We start from the raw sequence: 17619 nt of genomic DNA on the forward strand, positions 1-17619 counted from the left end.
TCTAGGGGGCCGCCGCACTGGCGATAAGCGTGCTTTACTGCGAATCTTTGTTACGAAAACCGCGATAATCCGGCTTTAGTCTGAAGACTGCTTTGGTTACTTCATGTCACAATTCTGTCGTCTTCCTTGAGAGCGCCCCATGGACACCCTGCAAAACATGCGTGCTTTCAGTTGCGTCGCGCAAGTCGGCAGTTTCACCGCCGCTGCCGTGCAACTGGATACGACCACCGCGAACGTGTCGCGGGCGGTTTCCAATCTTGAAGCGCACCTGCAAACCCGCCTGCTCAACCGCACCACCCGGCGCATCGCACTGACCGAAGCGGGCAAGCGCTACCTGATGCGCTGCGAGCAGATCCTCACCTACGTGGAGGAAGCCGAGGCCGAGGCCAGCGACGCGCATGCGCGCCCGGCCGGGCAACTGAAGGTGCACTCGATGACCGGCGTGGGCCAGCATTTCGTCATCGACGCCATCGCCCGCTACCGCGAAACCCACCCCGACGTGACCTTCGACCTGACCATGGCCAACCGCGTGCCCGACCTGCTGGACGAGGGCTACGACGTGTCCATCGTGCTCGCCAGCGAGCTGCCGGACTCGGGTTTCGTGTCGCAGCGCCTGGGCATCACCTACAGCATCGTGTGCGCCTCGCCCGAATACGTGAAGCGCCACGGCGTGGCGCACAAGCCGGCCGACCTGCTCAAGCACGCCTGCCTGCGCATGGTGAGCCCGGTGATCCCGCTGGAAAAATGGCTGTTCGACGGCCCCGAGGGCCAGGAGGTGGTGAACATCACCCAGGCGCCCTTCCAGGTGAACTCGGCCGATGCCATGAAGGCGGCGATCCGCAGCGGCATGGGCGTGGGCGTGCTGCCGATCTACTCGGCCATCGACGGCCTGCGCGACGGCAGCCTGGTACGGGTGATGCCCGAGTACCGCCTGCAGGAGCTGAACCTGTACGCGATCTACCCCTCGCGCCAGTACCTGGATGCGAAGATCAAGACCTGGGTCGAGTACCTGCGCAACTCGCTGCCGGAGATCCTCGCGGCCCACGAGGCCGACCTCAAGACCCACGAGCTGCTCATCGCCACCTGAAATCTTGCTGCACAGGGGCGGCGGAGAATGATAGCGTGCTACCCACTCTCCCCTGCCCGCAGCGAGTTCGCCGATGAAAAAGACCGTACTGGCCTTCAGCCGCATCACCGCCCCGATGGTCGAGCGTCTGCAGCAAGACTTCAACGTGATCGTGCCCAACCCCAAGCTGGGCGACATCAATGCCCAGTTCAACGAAGCGCTGCCCCAGGCCCACGGCCTGATCGGGGTGGGGCGCAAGCTGGGCGAAGCGCAGCTGCACAACGCTGAGCAGCTGCAGGTGGTGTCGAGCGTGTCGGTGGGTTACGACAACTACGACCTGGCCTACTTCAACCAGCGCGGCATCGCCCTGACCAACACCCCTGACGTCCTCACCGAAAGCACCGCCGACCTCGGCTTTGCGCTGATCATGAGCGCAGCGCGGCGGGTGGCCGAGCTGGACGCCTGGACCAAGGCCGGCGAATGGAAAGCCACCGTGGGCCCGGCACACTTTGGCAGCGACGTGCATGGCAAGACGCTGGGCATCGTCGGGCTGGGCAACATTGGCGCGGCGATTGCGCGGCGTGGCCGGTTCGGCTTCAACATGCCGGTGATCTACAGCGGCAACAGCCGCAAGACCGCGCTGGAGCAGGAACTGGGCGCGCAGTACCGCAGCCTGGATCAACTGCTGGCCGAAGCCGACTTCGTGTGCCTGGTGGTGCCGTTGGGGGCCAACACCAGGCACCTGATTGGCGAGCGCGAACTGAAGCTGATGAAGCCCAGTGCGTTTCTGGTCAACGTGTCGCGAGGGCCGGTGGTGGATGAGGCGGCGCTGGTGGCGGCGTTGCAGCAGGGCACGATTCGCGGTGCAGGGCTGGATGTGTACGAGAAGGAGCCGCTGAGCGATTCGCCGCTGTTCCAGCTGGCCAATGCGGTGACCTTGCCGCATGTGGGCTCGGCTACGGCCGAAACCCGCGAGGCGATGGCCAACCGTGCCATCGACAACCTGCGCGCGGCACTGCTGGGCGAGCGCCCGCGCGACCTGGTGAACCCGCAGGTGTGGAAGTAAGGCTGCCATTCGCCAGCAAGGCGGGCTCCTGCAAGGGTTACGCGGCCCTGGTAGGCGCCGGCCTTGCCGGCGAAGGCGTCACCACCCGCCCCTTCCTGAACACCAGCACATTGCCCAGCATCACCAGCACCAGCCCGCCCAGCGCCGGCGCTGTCCACTGGTACCCCTCGTAGAACGCCGACACGTTCAGCGCCACCAGCGGGAACAGCACCGTGCAGTACGCCGCACGCTCCGGCCCCATGCGCCCCACCAGCGTCAGGTACGCGGTAAAGCCGATCACCGACCCCGGGATCACCAGGTACAGCAGCGACCCCACATACCGCACATTCCATTCCATCGCGAACGGTATGCCGCTGACCACGCAGTACAGCGCCAGCATTCCGGCCCCGTAGAGCATGCCCCAGGCATTGGTGGTCATCGGCCGCAAGCCGGCCTTCTGCTGCAGGCTCGAGAGCATGTTGCCCGCCGAGAAACACAGCGTACCCAGCAACGCCAGGCCCAGGCCGATCAGGGTTTCGCGGCTGGCCGCATGCCCGGCCAGCTCCGGCCAGAACAGCAGCCCCAACCCGCCCAGCCCCAGCGCGCCACCCGCCAGCACGTTGGCCGCCACCTGCTGCCCGAAGAACACCCGCGCATTGAGTGCGTTCCACAGCGTGGCGGTAGAGAACACCACCGCGATCAGGCCGCTGGGGATCCACTGGCTGGCCGTCAGAAAGCACATGAAGTTCACGCAGAACAGGCACAGCCCCTGCGCCAGGCAGATCAGGTGCCCGCGCCGGTTCATCACCTGCAAGCGCCGCCCGATCAACAGCACGGCAAACAGCACCAGCGCCGCCAGGGCAAAGCGATAGACGATGGACACCGGGATGGCCACCACCCCCAGTTGCAGTTTCAGGGCGATCCAGGTGGTGCCCCAGATCAGCACGGTCAGCAGGTACAACGACAGGTTCATGGCATGCACTCCTCACGACAGCCTGCAGTGTCCGGCGCGGGCCGCCCCGTGCGCTTGCACAAACTTGCGGTTTTTTGCTGGGCGGGGCTGTCAGGCCCGGTGGCCGCGAGTAGGATGGCCGACAGAGGTAGACCCCATGACGCCGCTGGACCAGTTGCAAGTCTTTCAAGCCATGCACGCCTCGCCCAATGCCCGCCTGGAACACAGTGCGCAGCTCGGCGACGAGCTGGTCGCAGCCCTGTGGAACAACCGCCACGACGCCCGCGACTACGAAGCGCCCAGCCACCACACGCTGTCGTGCTATATCGCCGGCGGCACCGGCACCTTTCGCCGGGATCGCCCCGCCGCCAAGGGCGGGCCCGGCAAGCTGTGCATCCTGCCGGCCGAGCACGCCTCGAACTGGGTGATCAATGGCAGCATCCGCCTGGCGCACCTGTACATCAGCCAGGCGCAATTCGCCCTGGCCTGCACCCGCCTGCTGGACCGCGAACCGCGCGAGGTGCAACTGCACGAAGCGACCTTCATCGACGACCCGGAGCAGGCGCTGCGCTTTGGCCGGCTGATCGAGCTGAACTGGGACGAGCCCGGCGAGCGCCTGCTGACCAGCAGCCTGGCCCACGAGATTCTCGACCATGCGGTGCTCAACCAGGTGGGGCTGCGTCGGGGGCTGCGCCTGAAGGGCGGGTTGGCGACGCATCAGCGCCGGCACCTGGCCGACTACATCGAGGCGCACCTGGAGCAGGCGATCAGCCTGGGTGAGCTGGCGTTGCTGTGCAACCTGTCGCACTACCACTTTGCACGGATGTTCCGCGCAAGCTTCGGCCTGCCGCCGCACCAGTACCTGCTGGCGCGGCGCCTGGCCCGGGCACGCCAGCTGCTGCGCTGTGGCGACGGGGCGTTGGGCGAGGTGGCATTGGCGTGCGGGTTTGCCAGTGCCAGCCATTTCAGCAATCGCTTCAGGCAGGTGGTGGGGGCCACGCCGGGGGATTATCGGTTGGCCATGCGCCGCTGATCGCGGGTCAAGCCCGCTCCCACAGGGCCCCCACCGCCCTCACGGCGGGTGTTCTTCCTGTGCTCTCAGAACTCCAGCGTACTCGACAGGCTCACCTGCCGCGCATCCCCCACTGCCACGAAGTAGCGGTTCACTGCCGAGCTGTAGTAGGTCTTGTCGAACAGGTTCTTCACGTTCAGCTGAAAGCGCACCTTGTGCTCATCCAGCCGGGTTTCATAACTGGCGAACGCATCCGCCACGGTGTACGCCGGCAGGTCGAAATCGTTCTCCGCGTTGCCGGCCCGCTCGCCCACATAGCGCGCCCCGGCGCCGACCCGCAGGCGATCACCACCGAACAGGCTGCCCACGTCATACACCGCCGACAACGACCCGGTATGCCGCGCCACGTTCTGCAGGCGGTTGCCCTTGAGCTTGGGGTCCTGGGACACTTGGGCGTCGGTGAAGGCATAGCTGCCGATCAGGCTCCAGCGCTCGCTCACCTGCCCGGTGAGGTCCATCTCCAGGCCGCGCGACTTCACTTCGCCGGCGCTGCTGTACAGGGTGTCGCCGGTGGCCGTGTCGAAATTGGCCACCAGCACGTTCTGCTTGGTGATGTCGAACAACGCCACGCTGCCGGTGATCGCCCCCGGCAGGTCGAGCTTGGCCCCCAGCTCCCACGACTTGCCCTCTTCGGGGGCAATCGAGGAATCCAGCACCAGGCCACCGGTCATCGGCGCGATGCTGGAGTTGGGCTTGAACGACTCGGTGTAGCTGCCATAGAACGACAGCGTGTCGTCGACCTTGTACACCAGCCCCGCACGCGGCACCCAGGCCTGGCCGCTGTTGTCGGTGTTGGCCTTGAACGGCCGGCCGCGACCGGCGTACTGGTCGAACTGCTGATAGCGCGCACCGGCCACCAGAATCCAGTGCTCGTCGAGGTGGATCGAGTCCTGGAAGAACAACGAGTTGCTGCGCAGCTTGTCGGTCTGGTCGCTGTCGCTGTCGCGCACGGCGGTGCCGGGCTGGACCTGGCCGTACACCGGGTCCAGGTAATCGAAGGTGTTGCGGGCACCGCGAATCAGGTCGGCACGAAACACCTTGCGGTACTCGTCATCCACCCCCACCAGCACGTCGTGCTGCATGCCTGCCAGTTGCAGCTTGCCGTCCAGGCTGACGGTGGCGAAGCGGTCGCTGCTCAGGGCGCCACGGGTGCCGTCCAGGTTGCGCGTGAGGGTGCCCTTGGCAGGGTCAACCGCGGTGACGCGCACCTGGCTGGCATCGTAGGTTTCGCGGTTGAAGCTGTAGCCGAAGTGGAGTTTCCAGTCATCGGCAAGCTGATGGTCGACCTCCAGGCGGTACAGGTCCGAGCGCCCTTCCATGTTGTTGAAGGGCTCGTCCAGCCGACGTGTGCTGGGGATGTTCAGCGGGTGGTTGGTGCGCGGGTCGATGGCCGTGCCGCGGTCGAACGGATACAGGAACTCGCGGTGCTCATAGGCCAGCTGCACCTGGGTGTCTTCACCGAACCAGGCCAGCGACGGCGCCACCAGCGTCTCGCGGTGGGTGCCGAAGTTGCGCCAGTAGTCTTCGTCCTCGTGGTCGAGCACCAGGCGGTAGGCGAAGTTGCTGTCGCCCAGCGCGCCGGTACTGTCGAGCCCGCCGCCGCTGCCGTTCTTGCCGCTGCCATAGCTGGAGCCGCGCAGGTTCACGGCGTTGTAGCGCTGCAGTTGCGGGCGCTTGCTGACCACGTTGATCACCCCGCCCGGGTCCTGGATGCCGTACAGCAGCGAGGCCGGGCCCTTGAGCACTTCGACCCGCTCGGTGCTGGCATTGAGGCTGCGCCCCTGCACCAGCGGCATGCCGTCACGCATGATCGAGCCGTCGCGGTTGTCGCCGAAGCCGCGCTTCATCACGGTGTCGGCGGTGGCGCCGAAGTTGTTGCCCTGGGTGATGCCGCTGACGTTGCTCAGCGCATCGTCGAGGTTGCGCGGCGCCTGGTCGGCGAGCACCTGGGCCGGCACCACGTTGATGGCCTGGGGGATCTCCAGGTTCGGCACCTGGCTGCGCATGATCGCGCTGGTGGCCGGCGGCTGGTAGCTGCCGACGCTGTCCTGCTGGGACGAGACCGTGGTGGGCTCGAGGTTGAGTGCACCGGCCTGGGCCAGCGGTTCGACGGTGAGGGTGCGCGCATTCACGCGGCGGTAGGTGAAGCCGCTGTTGCCCAGCAGGCGCTGCAGGGCCTGCTCGGCACTGAACGTGCCCGTCAGGGCCGGCGCGGCAAGGCCGGGCAGCTCTACGGTGTAGACCACGCTCAACCCGGTGACCCGGCTGAAGTCGTTGAGCGCCTGGGGCAAGGGTTTGCTGGGCTGGGCAAAGCGGTACACCTGCTCGACCTGCTGCGCCGCCACCGCCTGGCTCACGCCCGCCCCCAGCGGCAGCCACGCTGCCGCCCCAAGCCCGATTGAAACGCAACGCACCAACGATGATTTTGCCCTGAACTTCATGCCGTCGACCTGTGAGTGAACCTGTTTCATGCGAATGAATCGCACTTTCAATCACTACACGGTTGCCGCACGTACTTACCTCACCGGGCCGTGAAAATATTTTTCAGCGCAGCAGCGTGACCCGCCCGAGCAGGGTCTTGCGCTGGAAGCCGGCCACCGCCCCCAGGGCGTCCAGCGCCGCCAGCGGGTGGGCGGCGGGGAAGCTGCCGCTGACCTTGCGCGCCGCCAGGGCGTCGTCCAGCAGCACGATGCGCCCGGGGTAATGCCGCGCCAGGTCGTCGACCACCTGCGCCAGCGGCGCCTGGTAGTAGTTGAGCCAGCCCTGGCGCCAGGCCAGGCGGTTCTCGCTGTCCACGCCCTGCACTGCACCGGCCAGGCCCTGGGCGTACTCCACCTGCTGGCCGGCCGTGAGCACCTGCTGCGCCTGCCCCGGCGCCGGCGTGACCCCGACCTTGCCCGAGAGCACGGTAACGGTGGTGCCCTGGGGCTGGCGACGCACCTCGAACCGGGTGCCCAACACCCGCACCTCGCCGCCATCGGCCTGTACGGTGAACGGCGCACCGGTATGCGTGACCTCGAAGAACACCGCGCCGCGCCGCACCTGCACGCGACGCTGCCCACCGCTGAAGTCCACGTCGATGGCGCTGTCGGCATCCAGCAGCAGGTGCGACTGGTCGGCCAGGGTCACGGCCTTGAGCTCGCCCACCGCGGCCACGTAATCGGCGCCCAGGTCATCGACCCAGTTGGCCGGGTGCCAGCCCGCCCCCATCGCCACGCCCAGTACCACGCTGGCAGCCAGTGCCAACCCGGCCACACGGGCCGGCCAACGGCGCCGAGGCCGGTCCATCGCGCGCAGGTAGGCCTCCAGTGCCGGGGCGTCTTCGGCGGCCAGGCGTGCTGCAGGCGCGGCGGTCTGCTGCCACAGCGCCTGGGCCTGGCGCCAGACCTGCGGGTGCGCAGGGTCAGCCAGCAACCAGCGCTTGAACGCGGCGCCCTCGGCACGCGCGGGCTGCTGGTTGATCTGGCCGAGCCAGGCGAGCGCGGCCTGCTGCTGTTCGGCGGTAGGTGGGGCTGGAGCGTTCATCGCGGGGCATTCCCTGGCTTGCGGGGCACGGCAGGCTCGGCGGCGATACTCGCCTTGCAGGCCTCGAGGGCACGCATCATATGTTTTTCCACGGCGCTTTGGGACAGGCCCATGGCCCGCGCAATGTCGGCATAGGTGCGGCCGTGAATACGGTTGAGCAGGAAGATCTGGCGGGTGCGCTCGGGCAGCTCGCGCAGGGCAGCCTCGATCCGACGCAGGTCGCTGCCAGCCTCCAGCGCGGCCTCGGGCTCGCTGGCATGGCTGTCTTGATGCGGCGCCAGCAGGCTGTCGTTGACCCGCTCGCGGGCGCCTTGGCTGCGCAGGTGGTCGATGGCGATATTGCCGGCGCAGCGCAGCAGGTAGGTGTCCAGCGCCTCGACCTCGACCTGCGGGCGACGCCAGAAGCGCAGGAACAGTTCCTGCACCAGGTCGGCGGCGGTGGCCCGACAGCCCACGCGGCGGCTGACCAGGCGCTCCATGCGCGCACGCTGGGCCACGAACACCTGCACGAAACGTGCGCGGCCCGGGGCGTCGTCGTGGCTGTCGAGCGGCTCGCTCATCGTTTCAGTACGGCGCCAGCAGTGCCAGCGGCGCCAGCACCAGGCTGGCCGCGGCCAGGCCCAGCAGCAGGCGCGGGGCGTAGGGAAGGACGAACACCCACGCGCACAAGCCGCCCATCACTACCGCGCTCAGCTCCACCAGGCCCATGGCCCAGCCGCTGTGACGCACCGCCAGCCCCAGTGCCACGGCGATCAGCAACCAGCCGCCCATGCGCAGGCCACCCAGGCGGCGGGGCGTGGGCTTGTGCCCCAGCAGGTCGGTGTAATGGCGCTCCATGGCCAGGCACAACGCCGCCACTGCGGCAAAGCCGAACAATGCGATGGCCAGCATCACTGCACCTCGCTTTCGATCAGCGGTGCGGCTCTGGGCGTGCGTGCCGCGCGCTTGGGCGCCAACACCTGCGGGCGCAGCATCTTGCGCGCCATCCAGGCCAGCAGCAGGCCACAGCCCAGCGCCGTGAGGTCGAACCCGGCAATCATCCAGTCGCCCTGGGCGATCGCAGGCAGCAGGCCGGTGCCAGTGGTCAGGGCGTTGAGCACCGGCAAGGCGGCGAACAGTACCGCGCCCAGCAGCAGTTGCTCGCCCCAGGCGCGGCGCCCGGGGCGCAACAGTGCGTGCAGCAGGGCCAGGCCCCAGACGGCAAAGAAGCTGTCGACCTCAAGATCGGCACGTCCTTCAAGGGCCACCGGCAACAGGCGGTTGGCCCAGAAGAACGCCGCCACGGCGAGGATCAGCCCGCTCATGCTGGCGATGTTGAGCACCTCGACCAGACGCAGTTCGAAGGGCTGGGTGCCGCTCTTGGCGTGCTTGAGCTGGCGCTTGCCCAGCCACATCACCAGCCCCGTGCCGATCACGGCAGTGCCGGCCAGGCCGAACACGAAGTACAGCCAGCGCAGCGTCGGGCCGGCAAAGTGGCCCATGTGCAGGCCGTACATGCCGGCGGCAATCACCAACGGTGTGCTCTGCTCGCCCGGGGCCTTGAGCGGGGTACCCTGCACGCCGTCGAACAGCCAGCCGGCGCCGCGGTTCTGGGCGATGCCCTCGTTGCTGGCACGCACCAGGCGCACACGTGCGTTGAGGTCACCGGGGTTCTGCACCTCGACCCAGCTGATCTCGCTGCCGGGCGCCTGCTGGCGCGCCTGGGCATACAGCTGCGCCAGCGGCACCAACGGTGCCGGGGTGCCCGCCGGCTTGACCGGCTCGTCGCGCGAAAACAGCTCGTTGTAATAGGCTTGGAGGTTGTCGCCATACATCGTGCTGATGCTGGCCGGCATCACCATGGCCATGAAGATCACCAGGCTGCTGTAGCTGATCATCAGGTGGAACGGCAGCACCAGCACGCCGATCGCGTTGTGGCCGTCGAGCCAGGAACGCTGGCCCTTGCCGGGGCGGAAGGTGAAGAACTCCTTGAAGATCTTCTTGTGGGTGATGATGCCGGTGACCAGCCCCACCAGCATCATCAGCGCGCAGAAGGTCGACAGCCAGCGGCCCCACGGGTAGGGCATCTGCAACTGGAAGTGGAAGCGGTAGAAGAACTCGCCGCCGCTGCTGTCGCGCGGGTGCAGTTGATTGCCGGTGGCGGGGTCGAGGATCTTTTCGTTGAAATCGCGCCGGCCGGCGCCGGGTGCACGCCAGCCCACGCGCAGGGTCGGGTCGCGTGCTTCGGGCAACTGGATGAACCAGCTGCCGGCATCGGCGGCGTTGGTTTGCAGGTAGCGTTGCGCCAGGCTCAGGCTGGCGGTGGTGTCGAGGGTGCGGTACGGGATCTCCGGCTGGGCCCAGTGGCTGATTTCGCTCTTGAAGTACGACAGCGTGCCGGTGAGGAAGATCGCGAACAGCAGCCAGCCGAAGATCAGCCCGGCCCAGGTGTGCAGCCAGGCCATGGCCTGGCGAAAGCCTTCTTTCATGGGGTTTGCATCCAGTAGGCCAGGCCGTTGATGGCGGCCAGCGCGGCGCCGGGCAGCAGCACCCGAGCCAGGCATGCCAGGCGCTGCGACAGGCGAAGCACCAGAGGATCGCCACCAGGTAGAACAGAAACGACAGCATCATGCCGGTGACGACCGCGTCGGCCTTGGGCATGGGCAGCAACAAGGTGATGCACACGCTGGCCATGGCCGCCAGCAGGTAACCGCCGAGCAGCGCCGCGAGGCTGCGCGAGGTCACGGCCAGGCGATAACTGAATGGCAGCCCGGCGGCTTTGCTTTTCATGACAGCGGGTCCAGTGTGAGGAGGGGCGTAATATTAATGATTAATATTCGCAGATGCAAAGACACCGCTTCAGACGGACCTGAAGAAGCAGATCGGTGGTATGGCCGCTTGCAGCGGGTGGCTTGAAGCCTGTGGCTTCAAATCCTACAATGCGAACAATTCTTATTCTTTTGCGCACCCCCCGGCGCCGGAGTTGTCACGGTGCCCAGTGCCCAGCCCGCCCCTGCTTCGCTCGAACGCCTCTACAGCGCCCATCACAACTGGCTCACCGGCTGGCTGCGACAGCGCCTGGGCTGCCCGCACAGCGCCGCCGACCTGGCCCAGGACACCTTCATGCGCCTGCTGCAGGCGCGCGAAACACCAACGCTCAACGAACCTCGCGCCTTCCTCACCACGGTGGCCAAGCGCGTGCTGTTCAACCACTACCGCCGCCAGGACCTGGAACGCGCCTACTACCAGGCACTGGCCCAGCTACCCGAAGCGGTGGCGCCTTGCGAAGAACATCGCGCGATCATTCTGGAAACCCTGATCGAACTCGACCGGCTGCTCGACGGCCTGCCCGTGGTGGTCAAGCGCGCCTTCCTGATGGCCCAGGTCGACGGCCTGGGCTACGCCGACATCGCCCGGGAGCTGGGCATTTCGCTGGCCACCGTGAAGCGCCATCTGAACAAGGCGGCCATGCGCTGCTACTTCGCCCTGTGAACGCCCAGGAATTCTCGCCAAAGGTGGCAGAACAGGCGGTGCACTGGCTGATCGAACTGCAGGGCGGTGCCCTCGACAGCCGCCAGCAACTGGCCATGGAGCGCTGGCTGCAGGCCAGCGAAGAACACCGTCGCGCCTGGGAGCACATACAGCGGGTCAATCAGCGCCTGCGCGGGCTGTCTTCGCCACTGGCGCACGCCGCCCTGCAGGCGCCACGCTCGGCCAGCCGGCGGCGCGCGCTCAAGGCGCTGTTGCTGCTCGGGGTGGGCGGCGCCTGCGGGCTGGCCCTGCAGCAGCACAACCCGCTGCCGCCCCTGCTGGCCGACTACCGCAGCCCGCTGGGCCAGCGCCGCCAGATGCGCCTGGACGACGGCACGCACCTGCACCTGAACACCGCCAGCGCCGCCGACGTGCGCCTGGACCGCGAACAGCGGCTGATCCACCTGCTCGAAGGCGAACTGCTGCTCAATGTGGCCGACGACCCCCGCCCCCTGCGCGTGGTGACCGGCAACGGCCTGCTGCAACTGTCGAGCGGGCGCTTCAACGTGCGCCAGTGGGCCGACCACAGCCAGGTGGCGGTGCTGCAGGGCCGGGCGATGCTTGCCGGGCATGCGCTTGAAGCCGGGCAGCAGGCGCGTTTCGACGGGCCACGCTGGGGCGCCACCCATGCGGTGGATGCCAACACCGGCGCCTGGGTCGACGGCATGCTGGTGGCTGCGCATACGCGCCTGGGGGACTTCATCGACGATCTGGCCCGCTACCGTCGCGGCCAGCTCACGTGCGATCCGGCGGTGGCCGACCTGCTGCTGTCGGGCAGCTACCCGCTGGCCGACAGCGAACGCATCCTGGACCTGCTGGAGGTGTCGCTGCCGGTGCGCGTGCGGCGCTTCACCCGCTACTGGGTCACGGTAGAAGCCCGCGCCTGAGATTATTTTCAGAACCTTGAGCCGTTTTTTCATCTCGCGTGACAGAGAAGGCAGAACCCTTTGCCCCGACCTTCTCAAGGACCCTTTGCATGCCGCTTCGCCTAAGCCCCCTCGCCCATGCCCTGCTGCTGGGCGCCAGCCTCACCTTCGGCGCCGTTGCGCCCCTGCACGCCGCCCAGGCACGCACCTACCACATCGCCCCGATGTCGCTGGAAGACGCCCTGAACCAGTTCGGGCGTGAAAGCGGCGTGCTGATCTCGTTCGGCTCGCAGGTGACCCAGGGCGTGAAAAGCCGTGGCCTGGAAGGCGAGTATTCCACTGCACAGGGCCTGGCCGCGCTGCTTGAAGGCACCGGCCTGCAGGCCCGCGCCGAAGGCGACAACGCCTACAGCCTGCAACCGCTGGCCCCGGCCGCCGGCGCGCCGCTGGAGCTGGGCAGCTCCAGCGTGGTCGGCGACTGGCTGGGTGAAGCCACCCAGGACAACGTGTTCGAACACCCCGGCGCGCGAGACGTGATCCGCCGTGAAGAGTTCGAACGCACCGGCGCCAGCAGCGCACGGGAAGTGCTCAACCGCATACCCGGGGTGAATGCGCCGGAAAACAACGGCACCGGCAGCCACGACATGGCGCTGAACTTCGGCATCCGCGGGCTCAACCCGCGCCTGGCCTCGCGCTCAACGGTGCTGATGGACGGCATTCCGGTGCCGTTTGCGCCCTATGGCCAGCCACAGCTGTCGTTCGCGCCGATCAGCCTGGGCAACATGGACGCGGTGGACGTGGTACGCGGCGGCGGCGCCGTGCGCTACGGGCCGCAGAATGTGGGCGGCATCGTCAACTTCGTGACCCGCGCGATCCCCGACGAACCCACGCTGAAGGCCGGCCTGCAGACCCAGACCAGCCCCTCCTCCAGCCATGACGGTTTCAAGAGCAGCGCCAACCTGCTGGCCGGCGGCACCGCCGACAACGGCCTGGGCGGCGCGATCCTGTATTCGGGCACCCGCGGTGGCGACTGGCGCGAGCACAGCGACACGCAGATCGACGACCTGATCCTCAAGGGCAAGCTGCAACTGGACGAAGCCAACAGCCTGCACGCCATGGCGCAGTACTACGAGGGCGAGGCGCAGATGCCCGGCGGCCTCAACGTGGCCGACTACGACGCAGACCCCTACCAGTCGACCCGCCTGCAGGACAAGTTCTGGGGCCGGCGCACGATGTTCAACGCCGGTTACGACTACAAGGAAGGCGAGCGCCAGTTCAGCGTCAACAGCTTCTTCACCAAGACCCTGCGCAGTGGCTACCTGGTGCAGAACAGGTCGATCTCGCTGTCGCCGCGCGAGTACTGGGTGCGCGGCATCGAAACCCGTTTCACCCAGGGCTTTGCGCTGGGCGACAGCCACCACGAGGTGGGCCTTGGCTACCGCTACATCAACGAGGCCGGGCACGAGCTGCGCTACATGGAGAGCGTCAGCGCCGGCCTGTTGCCGACCACCTCCAGCCCCAACGACCGCGACACCCGTGGCGGCACCGATGCCCATGCGCTGTTTCTGGATGACCGCATCGACATCGGCCAGTGGACCATCACCCCGGGTATCCGCTACGAGATGATCAAGTCGCAGCAGAGCAACAAGCTCAAGAGCCTGGAATACAAGGGCGACTACAACACCGCGTTGCCGGCGCTGAACGTGATGTACCACCTGAGCGACAGCTGGAACCTCTACGCCAACACCGAGGGTTCGTTCGGCAGCGTGCAGTACAGCCAGATGCCCAACCGCGTGAACCAGGGTGAAGTGAAGCCCGAGAAGGCCCGCACCTGGGAGCTGGGCACGCGCTACGACAACGGCAACCTGCAGGCCGAGGCCGGGCTGTTCCTGATCAATTTCGACAACCAGTACGAAAGCAACCAGACCACCGACGACGTGATCGCCCGTGGTGAAACCCGCCACCAGGGCCTGGAAACGAGCGTGAAGTACGCGCTGGACGGCCTCACGCCGGCGCTGGCCGGGTTCGATGTGTACGCCAGCTATGCCTTCGTTGACGCGACCATCCGCGAAGATGGGCCGAACAAGGGCAATCGTGTGCCGTTCTCCTCCAGGCACAAGGGTACGCTGGGGCTGGGTTACACCGATGGGCCGTGGAAGCTGAACCTGGACAGCACCTACCAGAGCAGCCAGTTCGCCGACAACGCCAACACCTCGGCCCAAAGCGCAGACGGCGCGGCCGGGCGCATCCCGGGCTACATGCTGTTCAGCAGCCGCGCCGGCTATGACTTCGGGCCGCAGCTGTCGAACCTGAACGTGGCGGTGGGGGTGAAGAACATCTTCAACCACCAGTACTTCACGCGCTCGTTCGACGACAACAACAAGGGCAAGTATGTGGGTGAGCCACGGACGGTCTATCTGCAGACATCGGTCGCTTTCTGATCGGTAGCGCCTGCTTCGCCGGCAAGGCCGGCTCCTACAGGAGCGCACCTTGCCGGGGGGCCGCGCATTGACTCAGGACACCCCCAGACAACCTTTCACCTGTTTAATTGCCACAAAATATTTTTCTTCTTCAAGCACTTGAAAAGTTCTGCCAACTGCCTGACCTTGTAGTCAAGAGGCGATGATTTCCACAGGCCGCAATGGCCCGCATCGTTCTCTTGCGAGCTAGCTGAATAAGGGATTGAACTATGCAAATCCAAGTCAACAGCGACAACCATATCCAAAGCAGTGCCCGTCTCGAAGAGTGGGTACGCACTACGGTAGAAAGCACGCTCGAACGCTACGAAGAAGACCTCACCCGCATCGAAGTCCACCTGCGCGATGAGAACGGCGACAAGCCAGGCCCCCACGACATGCGCTGCCAGATGGAGGCACGCCCCAAAGGCCATCAACCGATTTCCGTCAGCCACAAGGCCGATAGCCTGGAGCAGGCCATCGAAGGCGCCGCGACCAAACTCGAGCATTCCCTCGAGCACCTGTTCGGCAAACTGCGCGGCAAACGTGGTGTGACCCAGAAGGTCGCAACCGCCCCGGCAGCCGATGCCCTGCTGCAGGAAGAATTCCTGGAGAACGAGCAAGCCCTGCAGGCCCGTCAGGCCTGACAGCCTAGGCAATGAAAGAAGGCGAGCCACGGCTCGCCTTTTTTATTGACCACTCGGCACCTGCCCCGCAACGTCACCTGAACCAACCTGGCCAGGGCCCTGTCAATCAGAACATGTCTTTGCCAGGTACAGCCCCATGATCAACCCCTTCCAACAGATCAACGCTGCATTTGCCGACACCTACCGGGTCAACCTGAGTATCGAGCGGCTCGATGGCAGCATCATGCTGACCCTGTCCGACGATCAGGGCGTGGTGGCCAAGCGCCTGATCAGCCCGGCCCAGCGCAATGACCCCAAGCGCCTGGCGCGCCTGATCGAGAGCGTGCGCTTTGGCATTGCCATCGAGCAGGGCCACAGCGCCATGGAAATTCTGGCCAGCATGACCCGCGACGGTGCACGCACCCCGGGCCTGCGCGCCGCCAGCGAGCGCCGCGCGGGGGCGTGAGCCAAGGCTACTTGGCCTCTTCGATTTCCTTGCCGCTGGCGTCGATGGCCTTGGTGGAGGGGTAGCGCGACGAGGCGTAGCGCACCACCAGGATCGAGAACGACAGCAGCAGGATCCCGCCGCACACATACAGCAGGCCCACGTCGGGGGCCTTGTGGTGCGACACATCGCCGATCAGCAGGCGCGTAAGCGCGGTGATCGCCACGTACAGCAGGAAGCGGATGGGCATGTGGTTGGTCTTGAAGTAGATCCCCACCATCGCCCCCAGCTCCAGGTAGATGAACAGCAGCAGGATGTCATCGACGCTCACCCCACCCTTGCCGATCATCTCGATGAATGCCGACACCGCCGCATAGGCGGTGATGGCACCGATGCCGAACAGTGCCAGGTAATGAAAGGCCTCCACGCACAGGTTGCCCAGCGAATCCGCCGAGCCATGCAGGCCCTTGCGCACTTTTTCAGCCCATTTGATGTTCACGATGCGAATTCCTTGGAAACGACGAAGGGAGGATGCGCCACCCAGGTGACGCTTTGCCTGCATGCAGTAAAAAGGCCAGCGGCACAGCTTGAGAAGGCGACCGATTGCCGCAAGACACCCGCCACCCCACCATTGCGAGCAAATTGGGCTATAAAAATGCCACTACCCAAACGTGGTGGTTTGCCTTATGCTTTTACCTGTATAAAAACACAGTACTCGTACACATCAATTATCGAAAGGCATGTGAGGTGATGAATGGCCGTCGAAGTGGTATACCGCAGCAGCCGCGATCTGGAGCGCTTGTTCATGGATAAAGCTGAAGCAGACCGTCACGACAAGATGCTCGAGCTGGCCGAACTGCTCGCCGAGGTGCTGCAGAAGGCCGTGCCGTCGCTGAGCGAACAGCAGGTCGAGGAAGCGGGTATCTACATGGCGAAGAACCGCGATGTGTTCGCCAAGGCCTTCAAGAGCCAGCCCGACGCGTTGTCCGAGCTGCTTGCCGAGCAGCCCGCCGAGTAGGCATCAGGCGTTGTACACCAGCTTCTCGGCCAGTTGCTGGGCCACGCGGGCCGGCGAACTCTTCTCGGCCTGGGCGTGGGCGAAGACCTCGGTCAGCCGCGTGGGGATGCGCGCCAGGTGCGCGGTGATGGTGCCAAGGTCCTGGCCCTGGTGGGTCAGCGCCACGTAGATCAGCCCGCCGGAATTGATGATGTAGTCCGGGGCATACAGAATGCCGCGGGTTTCGAGCTGGTCGGCGACCTGAAGGTGGGTCAGCTGGTTGTTCGCCGAGCCGGCCACCGCGGCACAGCGCAGCTGCATGACGCTCTGGCTGTTGAGCACCGGGCCCAGCCCGCACGGCGCGAAGATGTCGCAAGGCGTGCTGACCAGCGCTTCGCTGGCCACCGGCAGCGCATTCAACTGCTCCATGGCCAGTTGCACCCGCCCCGGGTCATGGTCGCTGACCAGCAGTACCGCCCCCGCCGCATGCAACTGCTCGGCCAGGGCAAACCCGACATTCCCCAACCCCTGCACAGCCACGCGCAACCCTTCCAGGTTGTCGGTGCCCAGGCGCGCCATCGCCGTGGCGCGGATGCCGGCGAACACGCCCATGGCCGAATGCGGCGAAGGGTCGCCGGCGGTGGTGGTACTGGTGACGTGCCGGGTGCTCTGGGCGATGCAGTCCATGTCCAGGGTCGAGGTGCCGCTATCGGTCGCGGTGATGTAGCGCCCCTCCAGGCTGTCGACGAAGCGCCCGAAGGCCTCGAACAGCGCGGCGCGGTTTTCCACATGGGGGTTGCGGATGATCACCGCCTTGCCACCGCCCAGCGGCAGGCCCGCCAGGGCAGCCTTGTAGCTCATGCCCTGGGCCAGGCGAATGGCATCGGTCATTGCGGTGTCGTCGTCCGGGTAAGGCAGATAGCGACAACCGCCCATGGCCGGGCCCAGCCGCTGGTTGTGAATGGCGATCACCGCCTTGAGGCCCGTGGCCGGGTCGACGCACAGGTGCAGTGAGTGGGTGCGCGTGCTTTGCATGAGAGCGAACATTGCCCAGCCCTC

17 protein-coding genes and 1 pseudogene are annotated in these 17619 nt (G+C 66.3%); 9 read left to right on the top strand and 9 right to left on the bottom strand.

What is annotated here, in order from left to right; all coding sequences use genetic code 11:
* Positions 1-139: 139 nt before the first annotated feature.
* On the top strand, positions 140-1087 hold the full coding sequence (locus DN388_RS03380; RefSeq protein ID WP_043860975.1) for a LysR family transcriptional regulator: 948 nt from the start codon (positions 140-142) through the stop codon (positions 1085-1087).
* A 73-nt stretch (positions 1088-1160) separates the two neighbouring features.
* Positions 1161-2132: a D-glycerate dehydrogenase gene (locus DN388_RS03385; RefSeq protein ID WP_054914865.1), complete on the top strand. Its 972-nt coding sequence runs from the start codon at positions 1161-1163 to the stop codon at positions 2130-2132.
* A gap of 37 nt (positions 2133-2169) precedes the next feature.
* Here the strand turns inward: DN388_RS03385 and DN388_RS03390 are convergent, their stop codons facing one another.
* Positions 2170-3084, bottom strand: coding sequence for a DMT family transporter (locus DN388_RS03390; RefSeq protein WP_054914866.1), 915 nt, complete (start codon positions 3082-3084; stop codon positions 2170-2172).
* A gap of 136 nt (positions 3085-3220) precedes the next feature.
* Between DN388_RS03390 and DN388_RS03395 the strand changes: the two genes are divergently transcribed.
* Entirely contained in the window at positions 3221-4096 is an 876-nt protein-coding gene (locus tag DN388_RS03395; RefSeq protein ID WP_043859711.1) for an AraC family transcriptional regulator, read from the top strand.
* Between the two features lie 65 nt (positions 4097-4161).
* On the opposite strand, the gene DN388_RS03400 is transcribed toward DN388_RS03395, so the two are convergent.
* From DN388_RS03400 to DN388_RS03425, 6 genes and pseudogenes are all read right to left on the bottom strand, one after another.
* Complete coding sequence (locus DN388_RS03400; protein ID WP_213606266.1) at positions 4162-6576, bottom strand: TonB-dependent receptor; 2415 nt, start codon at positions 6574-6576, stop codon at positions 4162-4164.
* 103 nt (positions 6577-6679) lie between these two features.
* Positions 6680-7660, bottom strand: a complete 981-nt coding sequence (locus DN388_RS03405; protein WP_254996688.1) for a FecR family protein — start codon at positions 7658-7660, stop codon at positions 6680-6682.
* Positions 7657-8220: an RNA polymerase sigma factor gene (locus tag DN388_RS03410; protein WP_100633479.1), complete on the bottom strand. Its 564-nt coding sequence runs from the start codon at positions 8218-8220 to the stop codon at positions 7657-7659. Before DN388_RS03410 ends, DN388_RS03405 begins: the two co-directional genes overlap by 4 nt.
* Positions 8221-8224: 4 nt before the next feature.
* Positions 8225-8551 (bottom strand): DUF3325 domain-containing protein, encoded by a 327-nt coding sequence (locus DN388_RS03415; RefSeq protein ID WP_254996697.1) that lies wholly within the window; start codon positions 8549-8551, stop codon positions 8225-8227.
* Entirely contained in the window at positions 8551-10128 is a 1578-nt protein-coding gene (locus DN388_RS03420; protein ID WP_254996699.1) for a PepSY domain-containing protein, read from the bottom strand. The genes DN388_RS03415 and DN388_RS03420 overlap by 1 nt, the downstream gene beginning before the upstream one ends.
* Positions 10125-10429, bottom strand: a pseudogene (locus DN388_RS03425) (DUF3649 domain-containing protein). The gene DN388_RS03420 and the pseudogene DN388_RS03425 overlap by 4 nt, the downstream one beginning before the upstream one ends.
* Before the next feature lie 201 nt (positions 10430-10630).
* Here DN388_RS03425 and DN388_RS03430 point away from each other — a divergent pair.
* The 5 genes from DN388_RS03430 to DN388_RS03450 all read left to right on the top strand — a co-directional run bounded on the left by DN388_RS03430 (position 10631) and on the right by DN388_RS03450 (position 15584).
* Complete coding sequence (locus DN388_RS03430; RefSeq protein WP_254996701.1) at positions 10631-11131, top strand: sigma-70 family RNA polymerase sigma factor; 501 nt, start codon at positions 10631-10633, stop codon at positions 11129-11131.
* Positions 11128-12057 carry a FecR domain-containing protein gene (locus DN388_RS03435; protein ID WP_058540849.1) on the top strand — a complete coding sequence of 310 codons (930 nt, stop codon included), beginning with the start codon at positions 11128-11130 and terminating at the stop codon, positions 12055-12057. The genes DN388_RS03430 and DN388_RS03435 overlap by 4 nt, the downstream gene beginning before the upstream one ends.
* 89 nt (positions 12058-12146) lie before the next feature.
* Positions 12147-14477, top strand: a complete 2331-nt coding sequence (gene fecA / locus DN388_RS03440) for a TonB-dependent Fe(3+) dicitrate receptor FecA (RefSeq protein ID WP_254996704.1) — start codon at positions 12147-12149, stop codon at positions 14475-14477.
* A gap of 248 nt (positions 14478-14725) precedes the next feature.
* Positions 14726-15139, top strand: a complete 414-nt coding sequence (locus DN388_RS03445; RefSeq protein WP_043860410.1) for an HPF/RaiA family ribosome-associated protein — start codon at positions 14726-14728, stop codon at positions 15137-15139.
* A 136-nt stretch (positions 15140-15275) separates the two neighbouring features.
* A complete protein-coding gene (locus DN388_RS03450) occupies positions 15276-15584 on the top strand; it encodes a DUF3509 domain-containing protein (RefSeq protein WP_043860411.1) in 309 nt (102 codons plus the stop codon).
* Positions 15585-15591: 7 nt separating this feature from the next.
* Here DN388_RS03450 and DN388_RS03455 read toward each other — a convergent pair whose 3' ends face one another.
* Complete coding sequence (locus DN388_RS03455) at positions 15592-16062, bottom strand: phosphate-starvation-inducible protein PsiE (RefSeq protein ID WP_043860412.1); 471 nt, start codon at positions 16060-16062, stop codon at positions 15592-15594.
* 255 nt (positions 16063-16317) lie between these two features.
* On the opposite strand from DN388_RS03455, the gene DN388_RS03460 reads away from it, so the two are divergent.
* Positions 16318-16581, top strand: coding sequence for a YebG family protein (locus DN388_RS03460; protein WP_043860413.1), 264 nt, complete (start codon positions 16318-16320; stop codon positions 16579-16581).
* Between the two features lie 3 nt (positions 16582-16584).
* Here the strand turns inward: DN388_RS03460 and DN388_RS03465 are convergent, their stop codons facing one another.
* Entirely contained in the window at positions 16585-17607 is a 1023-nt protein-coding gene (locus tag DN388_RS03465; RefSeq protein WP_054914877.1) for a Glu/Leu/Phe/Val dehydrogenase dimerization domain-containing protein, read from the bottom strand.
* Positions 17608-17619: the final 12 nt, after the last annotated feature.

Origin of the sequence: Pseudomonas sp. S12(2018) (genome assembly GCF_024355235.1) — a bacterium.
In the GTDB taxonomy this organism is placed as follows: domain Bacteria; phylum Pseudomonadota; class Gammaproteobacteria; order Pseudomonadales; family Pseudomonadaceae; genus Aquipseudomonas; species Aquipseudomonas palmensis.